The organism is Microbulbifer thermotolerans (assembly GCF_001617625.1).
In the GTDB taxonomy this organism is placed as follows: domain Bacteria; phylum Pseudomonadota; class Gammaproteobacteria; order Pseudomonadales; family Cellvibrionaceae; genus Microbulbifer; species Microbulbifer thermotolerans.
Map to the genome: position 1 here is coordinate 1,869,366 of NZ_CP014864.1, position 12,961 is coordinate 1,882,326.

The 12,961-nt window shown below is 56.7% G+C and carries 8 protein-coding genes; 6 read left to right on the plus strand and 2 right to left on the minus strand.

Features of this window, described 5'->3' with window-relative positions; genetic code table 11:
* Window positions 1-17: 17 nt before the first annotated feature.
* The 3 genes from rraA to A3224_RS07920 all read left to right on the plus strand — a co-directional run bounded on the left by rraA (window position 18) and on the right by A3224_RS07920 (window position 5,453).
* Window positions 18-494: a ribonuclease E activity regulator RraA gene (gene rraA / locus A3224_RS07910; RefSeq protein ID WP_067153220.1), complete on the plus strand. Its 477-nt coding sequence runs from the start codon at window positions 18-20 to the stop codon at window positions 492-494.
* A gap of 471 nt (window positions 495-965) precedes the next feature.
* Window positions 966-3,197: an acyl-CoA dehydrogenase gene (locus tag A3224_RS07915; RefSeq protein WP_067153221.1), complete on the plus strand. Its 2,232-nt coding sequence runs from the start codon at window positions 966-968 to the stop codon at window positions 3,195-3,197.
* Window positions 3,198-3,248: 51 nt separating this feature from the next.
* Entirely contained in the window at window positions 3,249-5,453 is a 2,205-nt protein-coding gene (locus A3224_RS07920) for an acetyl-CoA hydrolase/transferase C-terminal domain-containing protein (RefSeq protein ID WP_067153223.1), read from the plus strand.
* A gap of 78 nt (window positions 5,454-5,531) precedes the next feature.
* Here A3224_RS07920 and aceA read toward each other — a convergent pair whose 3' ends face one another.
* Window positions 5,532-6,866, minus strand: coding sequence for an isocitrate lyase (gene aceA / locus A3224_RS07925; RefSeq protein ID WP_067153225.1), 1,335 nt, complete (start codon window positions 6,864-6,866; stop codon window positions 5,532-5,534).
* 116 nt (window positions 6,867-6,982) lie between these two features.
* Here aceA and A3224_RS07930 point away from each other — a divergent pair, with 116 nt between their 5' ends.
* From A3224_RS07930 to A3224_RS07940, 3 genes are all read left to right on the plus strand, one after another.
* On the plus strand, window positions 6,983-7,918 hold the full coding sequence (locus A3224_RS07930) for a LysR family transcriptional regulator (RefSeq protein WP_067153227.1): 936 nt from the start codon (window positions 6,983-6,985) through the stop codon (window positions 7,916-7,918).
* Between the two features lie 142 nt (window positions 7,919-8,060).
* Entirely contained in the window at window positions 8,061-10,250 is a 2,190-nt protein-coding gene (locus A3224_RS07935) for a malate synthase G (protein WP_067153229.1), read from the plus strand.
* Between the two features lie 167 nt (window positions 10,251-10,417).
* A complete protein-coding gene (locus tag A3224_RS07940; RefSeq protein WP_074901025.1) occupies window positions 10,418-11,251 on the plus strand; it encodes an arylamine N-acetyltransferase family protein in 834 nt (277 codons plus the stop codon).
* Between the two features lie 84 nt (window positions 11,252-11,335).
* Here A3224_RS07940 and A3224_RS07945 read toward each other — a convergent pair whose 3' ends face one another.
* On the minus strand, window positions 11,336-12,766 hold the full coding sequence (locus tag A3224_RS07945) for a lytic polysaccharide monooxygenase auxiliary activity family 9 protein (protein WP_067153233.1): 1,431 nt from the start codon (window positions 12,764-12,766) through the stop codon (window positions 11,336-11,338).
* Between the last annotated feature and the right edge of the window lie 195 nt (window positions 12,767-12,961).

A 12,961-nucleotide genomic window follows, 5' to 3' on the forward strand; every position in this document is an offset into this window, starting at 1 on the left:
TTTAAGGGGGAGCCAGGATGATTTCCACTCCAGATCTTTGCGATGCGCACCCGGAGCTGGTCCGGGTCGTGGAGCCTATGTTTTACAACTACGGTGGCCGCGAGCGCTTCGGGGGACAGATCGTTACCATCAAATGTTTTGAGGACAACTCACTGGTGCGGGAAATGGTGGGCGAAGCAGGGCGCGGCAAGGTGTTGGTAGTGGATGCCGGCGGGTCCATGCGCCGTGCGTGCCTCGGAGATATGCTCGCGGAAAAAGCCTGCAATAACGGTTGGGAGGGTATCATTATGTACGGCTGTATCCGCGACGTGGATGAAATTGGCAAACTGAACCTGGGGGTTCAGGCGCTGGGTACCCACCCGATGAAAACTGAAAAGAAAGGGATTGGCGACAAGAATCTGGATGTGACCTTTGGCGGTGTCACCTTTCGTCCCGGTGAATACCTGTACGCGGATAACAATGGCGTTATTGTTTCATCTCAAGCCCTGATCTGACCTAGGGGACCTCTGATTAATTCGCGTGAACACAATGGTAGTCTGCGGGGCGCTCAGGCAATAGGACGGACATTTCGAAAACGCACGAGTGCTTCCCTGTAGCTCCGCCGGATACCTCCTTGTATCCGACGGTTTCGAAATGTCCGTCCTATCACCTGAGCTTCACATCCGCCCCCGAAGAACCTTTGCCACAAGGAAATGAATTAATCAGAGATTCCCTAGGGCGGCCCGTCTCGGTAGCCTGCTGCTGGTGCGTAATCCGCGCTTTCTCCGCCGGTTGATTGGAGCGCTGATCAACTTTTCTACGCCCACAGGCTGGCGCCGGTCCGTATTTTCTCACCTATCATTGTGTGCTGATGCCCCTTTTGGAGGCCGGGGCCTCTGCGTATTCACATGAGTACTCTGGTTGAGTCAGGGGGGGGATTTCCCCCTGAATTTAGCGCCCCGCGCTAACTGCTATGGAAGGTGACAATGAGCGATCTGCGAAAAAAATGGATTACCCGTCCGCTGCTCAAGCTGATTAAACGAGTGCTACCTCCCATTTCTGAAACTGAGCGGGAGGCAATGGAGGCGGGGGAAGTCTGGTGGGATGCCCAGTTGCTGTCTGGGAAGCCGGACTGGGAGCAGCTTCTCGGTATGGGTCCTCCCGAGCTGAGTGAGGAGGAACAAGCTTTTCTGGACGGTCCGGTGGAAGCGCTTTGCCGCATGCTGGACGACTGGCAGATCTCCTTCGAGGACCGCTGTATACCGGCGGAGATTTGGGATTTCCTCAAGCGGGAGAAGTTTTTCGGCATCATCATTCCCAAAAGCTATGGCGGTCTGGGCTTTTCACCGAGTGCACACGCAGAGATCGTCACCAAGATTTCCACCCGTAGCACTTGTGTTGGCGTCACCGTAATGGTGCCCAACTCCCTGGGGCCGGGCGAGCTGTTGATCGCTCATGGAACCGAAGCGCAGAAAAACTATTATCTACCTCGTCTCGCCGATGGTCGAGAAATTCCGTGCTTCGGTCTCACCAGTCCCGAGGCGGGTTCCGACGCAGCGTCCATGGTCGATAGTGGAGTAGTCTGCTACGGCGAGTACAAAGGCCAAAAAACCCTGGGGATGCGCGTGAACTGGCACAAACGCTATATCACGCTGGGTCCTGTGGCGACGATTCTCGGACTCGCCTTCAAACTGTATGATCCGGACCATATTCTCGGCGACAAGGAAGCGCTGGGTATTACCGTAGCGCTGGTGCCGACAGATACCGAAGGTGTCACCATCGGTCAGCGACACCTGCCGGCCATGCAGGCTTTCCAGAATGGCCCCAACTGGGGCAAAGATGTGTTCGTGCCCATGGAGTGGGTGATCGGGGGGCGGGAGAACGTCGGCCGCGGCTGGCATATGCTGATGAAGGCGCTAGCTGCGGGGCGCGGTATCTCCCTGCCGTCATTGTCTACCGGCGGGGCAAAAATGGCCGCGCGCACTACTGGCGCTTATGCGCGTATCCGCGAACAGTTTGGTATTCCCATTGGCAAGTTTGAGGGGGTGCAGCGGCGATTGGCGGAAATTGCCGGCATTGCCTATGTACTCGACAGCGCCCACAAGACCACCACACGGGCCCTCGATGAGGGACTGAAACCCGCAGTGGTGTCGGCGATTATGAAGGCCCACGCCACCCAGGGATTGCGCCAGTCGATTAACGACGCCATGGATATTCACGCAGGCAAGGCAATAATGGACGGTCCGCTCAACTATATCGGCAATGTCTATCGGGCGGTGCCGGTGGCCATCACCGTCGAAGGGGCCAATATTCTCACCCGCAGCTTGATGATTTTCGGCCAGGGCGCTATCCGTTGTCATCCCTATCTGTTCGAGGAAATGCTGGCGGCGGAAAATCCGGATAGCGAGGCCGGGGTTGAAGTTTTGGACCGCTTGCTGCCCAAACACTTCTGGTTTCAGGTGAAAACCTTCGCTCGCGCAGTGCTGCACGGCTGGACAGTGGGACTCTTCGCCACCAGTCCCAAGGGGGTGGGCAAGGCGGCAAAATACTACCGTCAGTTGAACCGCTACTCTGCGGTGCTGACTTTGGTCACCGAATTTTCACTGATGTCTTTGGGCGGTGAATTGAAACGCAAGGAACTGATTTCCGCACGCCTCGGTGATGTGCTCAGCGAACTTTATCTACTCAGCTGCACCCTGAAACGCTTTAAGGATGATGGCAGCCCCAGGGCGGATAGGCCCTTATTGGAATTTGCCATGCGAGCCGGTCTGCACCGGATAGAAGAGCGCCTTCTGGAAGTGTTTCAAAACTTTCCGCACCGCTTCCTCGGCCAGCTGATGCATTTTCTCACTATGCCCTGGGGGCACAGCATTAATCCGGCTTCAGACCGTCAGGCCCGAGCCTGTGCGGAGCTATTGATGGCTCCATCGGAAACGCGGGATCGCTTGACTAAAGGGGTTTTTCTCGGAAACCCCGGCGATGGCGTTGACTTGGTCGAGCAGGCTTTTATCAAAGTCTGTGCTACACAATCGATCAGGGACAAGCTGAAAAAAGGTGGGATCCGAACACTGAACCACGCTGCAATAGACGAGGGGATACAAAAAGCGTTGATCAGTGAAGAGGAGGCGGAGCAGCTGAGGGAAACGGCGGATGCTGTCAATCTCGCCATCCAGGTGGATCATTTTGACAAGCTGGGGTCGGAATCCGCTGCCCATTAGTCTTAACCGTTGGTGATGCTGCCGTAATCGTCAAAGGCCCACTGGAAAACGATGACTCTAATCACTGATAGCCCCCGGAGTTTCGACCGTGCTGAGCAGTGTGTGGATGCTCTGCTGGAGATGGTGGGGAAGCGGATTGTGCTCGGTCTGCCGCTCGGACTCGGAAAGGCCAATCACTTTGTCAACGCCCTATACGCGCGCGCTGCCGCCGATCCCAGTATTTCGCTGACGATATTCACTGGCCTAACTCTGGAACGTCCCGAAGGACACAGCGAAATCGCCCGCCGTTTTGTGCTGCCGCTACTGGATCGCCTTTACAGTCAGGGGCGGGATCTGAGTTACGCGTCGGCGCGGCGCAAGGGGTTGTTGCCAGCCAATATCGAGGTTTACGAATTCTTTATGCAGCCCGGCGCTTTCCTCGAAAACAGCGAGGCTCAGCGAAATTACGTTTGTTCGAATTACACGCATGTACCGAGGGATTTGCTGGACCTCGGTGTCAATGTCATTGCGCAGATGGTGGCGCCCTCTGCAGGCGGCGACAAATACAGCCTCAGCTGCAATCCGGATCTGACCATTCCTGTGATGGATATGGCGGTTGCGCGGGGTGTTCCGCCACCGGTGCTGGTGGGAGAGGTCAATCCGCAACTGCCGTATATGGGGGGCGACGCGGAAATCCCTGCGAGCAGCTTCACCTTTTTGCTTGACGGTGAAGCTTTCGATGAACCGCTTTTCGCCGTGCCCACGCAGCCAGTAGACTTGACTCACTACGCGCTGGCGTTTCACATCGCCAGCCTGGTTGTCGACGGCGGCACACTGCAAGTGGGCATAGGCGCGCTTGGCGATGCGGTTTGCCACGTATTGCGATTACGTCAGACGAATAATCGACAGTACCGATCCATAGTGCGCGATCTCACCAGTGATGACTCTCTGCAACTGCGGCAAAATTTACAACCAGAATTAGGGCCTTTTGCGAAGGGGCTCTACGGCGCCAGCGAAATGGTGCCGCCGGGCTTTCTGCACTTGCGCCGCGCGGGGGTGATGAAGCGGGAGGTTTACCCGGATGCTGCCCTGCAGCGGCTGCTGGACGCCGGTGAGATATCCACAACTGTCAATGAGGAGATGCTGTTGGCTTTAAAGGAGGCCGGTCGCATCCACTGTCCGCTTACGCCAGCCGATACGGTTTTTCTACAAGCACTGGGCATTATCGATTCCAATTACAGCTGGCGCGGGCACAAGCTGCTTTCGCCTCAGGGGGAAGAAGAGGAGTGCGATTTGCACAGTGAACACGGCCGGCGTCGACTGCTCGGTTCTTGCCTGAATAAAAAACTGCGTGGTGGTACCTGGCTGCACGGAGGTTTCTTCCTCGGTCCCGAGTTTATGTATCGGGAGTTGCGCAGGTTAACGGATGAAGAGCGGGCGGGTATATGTATGACTGCCATCGACTTCATTAACGATTTGCAGCGGGATCGGGACCTCAAGGTGGCACAGCGGCAAAAGGCACGCTTTATCAATTCGGCGATGATGGTTACTGTGACCGGGGCAGTCATCTCTGACGGTCTGGCGGACAACCAAGTGGTCAGCGGTGTGGGCGGGCAGTACAACTTTGTCGCTCAGGCTCAGGAGCTGCCCGGCGGCCGCTCAATCATTGCTCTGCCGAGCACATGGCAAGACGGCGGGCAGTGCAGGAGCAATATCCTGTGGGAATACCCACATTGCACTGTCCCAAGGCATCTGCGGGATATTGTCGTTACCGAATACGGAGTTGCCGATCTGCGGGGAAAATCCGATCGCGACGTTATCGCGGCGATGCTCTGTATCTGTGATTCCCGTTTTCAGGAAGCTTTGATGGAAAAGGCCAAGAGCGCAGGCAAGCTGGAGAAGGACTACGCGATACCACTGCAATTCACGTCCAATACACCGGACAGAATTGCCGCTGTCTTTAACGATGAGACACGCTTGCGGTTGCTACCTTATTTTCCGCTGGGAAGCGACTTTACCGACGAAGAGGCGCTGCTTGCTGTAGCCCTTGAGCACTTGCAGAAAGTCAGTAAACCCCGGTGGAAAGCCCTGCTGCTAATTTTCGCGGGGCGTCGTATCTGCAAGGATTCCTCAGGGGAAAACGCCTGGATTCACCGCTGCCTGGAGCGTATGGGGTATGATTACGCGGATACCTACGAACACCGGCTGGAAGCTTATGCGGTAGCCGGCGCATTGCATGACGCTATTGATCCGCGACGTCCGCTCAGGGGGGATTGATCGAAAAAGGGGCCGCAATTGCGGCCCAAACCATGAGTGAAATATATGGGATATTTGGTGCGGTAGAGCGATGGCCGCTCACTTAAACTGCTCTTCCTCGGTAGAGCCGGTCAGCGCGGTCACAGAAGACTGGCCGCCCTGAATGACATTGGTCATATCGTCGAAGTAACCGGTGCCCACTTCCTGCTGGTGCGCAACGAAGGTATAGCCCTTCTCGGCGTCGGCGAACTCCTTCTCCTGCAGGCGCACGTAGGCACTCATATCCTCGCGGGCGTAGTCATAGGCCAAGTTGAACATTGCGTTCCACATACTGTGGATACCGGCCAGGGTGATGAACTGGAACTTGTAGCCCATCGCAGAGAGCTCGCGCTGGAACTTGCCAATGGTTGTGTCATCCAGATTTTTCTTCCAGTTGAACGAGGGCGAGCAGTTATAAGCCAGCAGTTGATCCGGGTACTCCTTGCGGACTGATTCGGCGAACTTCTTCGCCTCTTCCAGGTTTGGAGTGGCAGTTTCGCACCACAGTAAATCCGCGTAGGGGGCGTATGCCAGACCGCGGGCAATTGCCTGGTCGATGCCAGCTTTCACCCTGTAGAAACCTTCGGAAGTGCGCTCTCCGGTCAGGAAGGGTGCATCGTATTCATCGCAGTCGGAGGTCAGCAGATCCGCTGCATTGGCGTCGGTGCGCGCCAGCACGATGGTGGGGACACCTTCCACGTCAGTGGCGAGCCGTGCGGCGATCAGCTTCTGTACCGCTTCTTGGGTTGGGACCAGTACCTTGCCGCCCATGTGGCCGCACTTTTTCACCGAGGCCAGCTGGTCCTCAAAGTGCACACCTGCGGCGCCGGCACGGATCATATTTTTCATCAGCTCGTAGGCGTTCAGGACACCGCCGAAACCGGCTTCTGCATCGGCGACGATGGGCGCAAAGTAATCGATATACCCCTCATCATCCGGGTTTTTGCCGCTTTTCCACTGGATTTGATCGGCCCGCTCAAAGGCGTTATTAATGCGGCGCACCACAGTCGGCACTGAATCCACGGCGTAGAGGGATTGGTCCGGGTACATGGTCTCGGAGGTGTTGGCATCCGCCGCTACCTGCCAGCCAGACAGGTAAATGGCCTGTACCCCGGCTTTTACCTGCTGAACCGCCTGGCCGCCAGTCAGTGCGCCCATGGCATTGACAAAGTCTTTGTCGGGGCGGAAGCTCGGACGGCCGCCTTCGTTTACCAGCTGCCACAATTTTTCGGCACCGCGTTTGGCGATGGTATTTTCGCGCTTAATGGAACCGCGCAGGCGAATAACGTCCTCGGCACTGTAGGTACGTTTAACGCCTTTCCAGCGCGGATTTTCAGCCCAGTCTTTCTCAATAGCGGCGATTTCCGCTTTGCGGTCGTAGTTGCCGATGCTCATCTCTTAGATCTCCCTCGATGCGGTGACTGCGAATAAGTGTTGAGTATGCTAGTCGCTCTGGCATAATTTGCCCAATTTATTGGTCTTATTTTCACTATCAGTAGAGCGAATACTCTATGAATATCGAACGCGCCGACCTGAACCTTTTGGTTCATTTGGATGTATTGCTGCGGGAGCGCAATGTGACCCGTGCAGCGAACTATCTGGGGTTGTCCCAGCCCGCGATGAGTAACGGCCTCAAGCGCCTGCGGGAACTTTTTGACGACCCGTTGCTGGTGCGTACCCGCGAGGGGATGATGCCGACGGAGCGGGCCTTGGAATTGCAACCAATGGTGCGCGAGGCACTGGCCGCGATCGACCGGGTGATTCAGCCGAACCGGGATTTCGAGCCGGCTGACGCGCGCCGTACCTTCCGTATCATGGCCAGTGACTACGCCGAATCCACACTGATTCCACCGCTGTTGAAAGAGCTGCGGGAGCGGGCGCCCGGTATCAGCCTGGATATCATGACGCCCAGTGACGTCAGTTTCGTGGATGTGGAGCAGGGCAAGGTGGATATGGTGATCAACCGCTTCGACAGCATGCCGCAGAGCTTTCACCAGGCCACGGTGTGGCGCGACTCCTTCTCCTGCGTGATGCGTGCCGATAATCCCATCCTGGACGACTACAATCTGCAGAGTTACCTGCGCGCTCAGCATATCTGGGTCAGCAAGACCGGCATGGGGGTGGGGGTGGGCGTCAACCCGGAAGATGTGCAGCGCCTGGGCTGGGTTGATGAGGCGATAAGTCGCTTGGGAGAAAAACGAACAATCGCCGTTTTTACCCGCCATTACCAGGTCGCGATGCTGCTGGCGGAGCAGAGTGACCTGATTGTTACTGTGCCCACACGGTTGGCACAGCTGGCGAGGGATAACCCGCGTGTGGTGCGCCGGGACCCACCGCTGGAAATCCCGCCGCTGGAATTAAAAATGGCGTGGAGTCCACTGTTGCAGCAGAGTGCGCCACACCGCTGGTTGCGGCGTTTGATTCTGGATATCGGCCGGCAGCTGTGAAAAGTGAGCGAGCGTCTGTTACGAAAAATTCATAGTGTGAATAGTGGAAATTCCATCTATAAATTAGCGATATGAGCGGGCGGCTGTTTAGAATGCCCGAATCTCAATCACAGAGTTCCCACAATCAGCGAGAGGCCCGGATATGACGGAACGAGTCCAAATCGGAGAACTGCGAGTCGCATCAGAGTTGTACAACCTGGTTACCGAGGAAGTGATTCCCGGCACTGGCGTCAGTGCCGATGTTTTCTGGGCAGAGTTCGAAAAAATTGTCCGCGATCTCGCACCGGTAAACCGTGCTTTGCTCGAAAAGCGCGACCGCATGCAGGAGGCGCTAGACCGCTGGTACACGGAAAATCCCGGAGCCTACCGGGATCTGGATAAGTACAAGGCGTTTCTGCGCGAGATCGATTACCTGGTGGAAGAGCCTGAAGATTTCACGGCGACCACAGAAAATGTCGACCCGGAAATCGCTACTCTGGCCGGTCCGCAGCTGGTTGTGCCGGTGATGAACGCCCGCTACGCCCTGAATGCCGCCAACGCCCGCTGGGGCAGCCTCTACGACGCGCTCTACGGAACCGACGTCATCAGTGAAGAGAATGGCGCCACAAAGGGAGGCGAATACAACCCGGTGCGCGGCGCGGCAGTTATCCGCTACGCGCGGGAATTTCTCGACCGCTCCGCGCCGCTGACCTGCGGCAGCCACAAGGATGCGGTGGAGTACCGCATCAACGGGTCTCTGCTGGAAGTGGAGCTCGCCGAGGGCGATATCGCCACCTTGCAAAACTTCAAGCAATTTGCAGGCTACCGCGGGGACAGTGAAAAGCCGGAAGCCATACTATTGCGCCACCACGGCTTGCATTTTGAGATTCAAATCGATCGCGAGAGTCCGATTGGCAAATCGGATCCGGCGGGTGTCAAAGATATTCTGATGGAAGCCGCACTCACTACCATCATGGACTGTGAGGACTCGGTTGCAGCGGTTGACGCTGAGGACAAAGTGGTTGTTTACCGCAATTGGCTCGGCCTGATGAAAGGCGATCTCAAGGAGATGATCACCAAGGGCGGCAAGACTTTTGAGCGCACACTGAATCCCGACCGGGAATACACATCCCCAAACGGCAATTCTTTCACGCTGCCCGGGCGCAGTCTTTTGTTTGTGCGCAACGTCGGGCATCTGATGACCAACGACGCCGTGCTCGATGGGAATGGCAATGAGGTGCCCGAAGGCATTCTCGACGGCATGGTCACCAGTCTGATCGCAATGCACGATATTCGCGGCAACAGCCCCTTTAAAAACTCCCGAACGGGCAGTATCTATATCGTCAAACCGAAAATGCACGGCCCTGAGGAAGTGGCGTTCTCCAACGAACTGTTTGACCGCATTGAAGATGCCCTGGGGCTTGAGCGCAACACCCTGAAGATGGGCATCATGGACGAGGAGCGCCGTACCTCCGTAAATCTCAAGGCGTGTATTGCAGCAGCAAAAGCGCGGGTTGTGTTTATCAATACCGGCTTTCTCGACCGCACCGGGGATGAAATACACACCTCGATGCTGGCTGGCCCGATGATCCGCAAGGGAGATATGAAACAGTCCAAGTGGATCAGCGCCTATGAAGACAGTAACGTCGATATCGGTTTGGCCACCGGACTCAAGGGGCGAGCGCAGATTGGCAAGGGCATGTGGCCCATACCGGACCAGATGGCAGCAATGATGCATGCCAAACTGGCCCACCCAATGGCTGGGGCGAACACTGCCTGGGTGCCGTCCCCGACCGCGGCCACTTTGCACGCCTTACACTACCACAAGGTCGATGTCGCCAAGCGCCAGGAAGAGTTGGCCGGCCGCGCCCGCGCCAGCCTGGATGACATCCTCACTGTGCCTGTGGCGGAAACTCCGGATTGGAGCGCCGAGGAAATTCAACGCGAATTGGACAACAATGCCCAGGGAATACTCGGCTATGTGGTGCGCTGGGTGGAGCAGGGCATCGGTTGCTCCAAGGTGCCGGACATCAACGACATAGGCCTGATGGAAGACAGGGCGACACTGCGCATTTCCTCACAGCATATCGCCAACTGGCTCAAGCACGGTGTCGTAACCAGGGAACAGGTGCTGGAAACCATGCAGCGCATGGCCGCGGTAGTGGACCGGCAAAATGCCGGAGACCCCAATTACCGCGACATGTCGCCGGACTACGATAACAGTATCGCCTTTCAGGCGGCCTGTGAGTTGGTGTTTGAGGGCTGCACCCAGCCCAACGGTTACACTGAACCGGTGCTCCACCGCCGGCGCCGTGAGTTTAAGGCGAAATACTCTGAGGAAGCCGCTGCATAATGCCTCGGGGGCTGCCCCCTCGGAGCACAAGTCGCCGGGAAACCATCTAGCAAAAAGGCCCCTCGGGGCCTTTTTGCGTTGTTGGTCTGGGGGAGCGGCTTGACCTAAAGAATAGTTGAGGTTTTAAGCTGCGTATTTCCCTGATTTGCCTCAAAGGTACAACCCCTATGAAGCATACAGCAATCGATATGGAGGCATACTTTGCGCGTATCGGTTACACCGGTGAAAGCGTGGCGGTCCCGGAAACTGTGCGTGCGCTTGTCAGCTGCCATGTCCGATCCATTCCGTTTGAAAATATAGATCCCTTTCTCGGCCGGCCGGTGGCCATTGATTTGCCGAGTGTCGAGCACAAGCTGGTGCGCGGAGGACGGGGTGGTTACTGTTTTGAACAGAATACCCTGTTGCGAGCAGTCCTCACAGAAATGGGGCTGCATGTTAAAGGGCTGGCTGCAAGGGTCCTCTGGCAGGCCCCGGAAAACTGCCGGCCGCCTCAAACACATATGATCCTCTGTTCCAAAATTGGTGGTGTACCCCACTTGATTGATGTCGGCTTCGGGGCGCGGACACCTACGGCACCTTTGCGACTGGATACTGAAGGCGAGCAGGTGTGCAGTCACGGTGTCTACCGTCTGCTCCGGATCGGCGAGGATTTCGTTTTGCAGATGCAGATTGACGGGCAATGGCTGCCGCTGTACCGCTTTGATCTACAGCGCCAGACACAAGAAGACTACAAGGTCTTCAACTGGTACAGCTCCACCTACCCGGAATCCCAGTTTGTACGGGAGTTGATCGCTGCTCGGGCACATGATCGCGGCCGCCATACTCTGCGCGGCAGGGAACTGCGTAGCTATCCCCATCAGGGAGCGGGTAGCATTTCCATGCTGGCGAATCCACGCGAGCTATGCGAAGCACTCGCCGATGTTTTCGGCATTAGACTGCCGGCCGGACAGCAGGTGACGCATGCTTTTGCGGCCTTGTTTGCCCGAGGAGAGAGCGCGTAAACAGGGCCATTGCAAACCGCGATTGCCTGTGGCGGCAATTTTATTAAAAGTGAAACGCCCGTCTCTTGGAGACGGGCGCGGTGCTTACAACTGTGTCCAGGCATCCTGCCAGTTGGCGCCTGTTCCCGGCGCATAATGGTAGGCGCTGTTAACATTGCACCAGTCTCCATATGGCCAGGGGCGGCACTGATAACGCTTGCCGTCACTGCCCAGAACTATGGTTTCACCGGGCACGTAGCTGCCGATCGCTTCCGGGTAGACATAATCGTAGCCGCCAGTCCCGCCCGGACTATGATCGATATCCACTGTTGTGCTGTCGGTGAGTTGCCCATCGCTGACGGTGACCCTTACCGTGATTGTCTGGTGTTGTATCGGTTCACTGAGGTGAAGTGTTACGGAATCACCGCTTTCATCGCTGAGGCTGGCACTGCTGCCGGCGATTACGGTCCAGCTGAAGCTGAGTGGATCGCCATCGGGATCGCTGGAGGCCGCTGCGGACAGGGTTATGTTGCCGGCGCCGCTAAGTGCGTTCGATTCAGCACTAAGCGCCGCGACAGGCGGGTTGTTGCCGCGGGGAACCTGAATGTCGATCTCGTGGCTGAGATTGAGGTCGGCGAGGGTGTACACCCGGTTTCCATCGGCGGATCTCACCGGTGTTACCTCTCCGGTATTTGGGTCCAGTACGCCGATACGCGCGTATTGGGAGTGATTGTTGACCATCCGTGCAAAGCCGTAGGCCCAGTCCGCGGCGGATGTGGCGCCGGCAGTCACCGTATAACGCACACTTTCCATATCGTTGCCGCTGCTGTTGAACAGGCGCAGGGTCACACTACTGCCTTCAGCTAAGTCTGTTTGCGCTGAAAAGTCGCCCTCATCGGCCCATGGGCTGGCGGAATTTCCCAGAATAACATCGGTGCAAGTGTAGAAGGCTTCTCCGCTGTCGGAGCGCTGCCAAGTGGTATAGATCACGTGTTTGCCGCTGACCGGTGGCAGAGGACAGTTGAGTTTATAGCGATTGTTGGCACTGAGCGGTACTTCTCCCAGGCGGCAGAATTCGAAAAGGTCGCTCCACTTTAACGGCGTGTCCGGTGTATAGCCCTGACGGGTTACGTAGAAGACCCATTCCTGAGTTGCGTGGGGCGCTGTGGCCCAGAATTCGAACTCAAAAGTGCCGTCACTCTTAGGGGCAATGGGGGTTGCCTGCCAGTCGGCGCGGGCAAGGTCCAATCCGGCGAACTTGGCATTGCCTCCAGCGCATAGCTGGCCATCCGGCACCACGGCACGATGGTTGCCATTGGCGGCGGCCTGATTGATGCCGTTCCAATCGTAAAATGCTTGGGTTCCAGCAAAATCCTTGGCCGCGGCACATGCCGGGTCTGAGGGGTTCTCTGGGTTATTGAGGAAACAGTTGTAGACGCGGCTTTCGGGTACCACCATGGTGCCGTGCGCGAGCGCCTGACTGGCGGAAAGCATAAGAGTCGCGGTACAAAGCAGGGGCAGGGGGTTGCGCATCATGCGGTTTCTCCTGTGCATATATTTCTTTTTGTTGGCATTAAGAACGCGGAAAAAAATAATGACAGCGCTGACATCTTGTTTTTATGCTATGTGTTAACTGTTAGATGCCAAGTCATTTCGGCGCCAATTCGATTTGGATTGGGTGGGGCATTTAAAATTTGCGCTGCAGCGCACAGTATTGGCGGGAGATGCTTC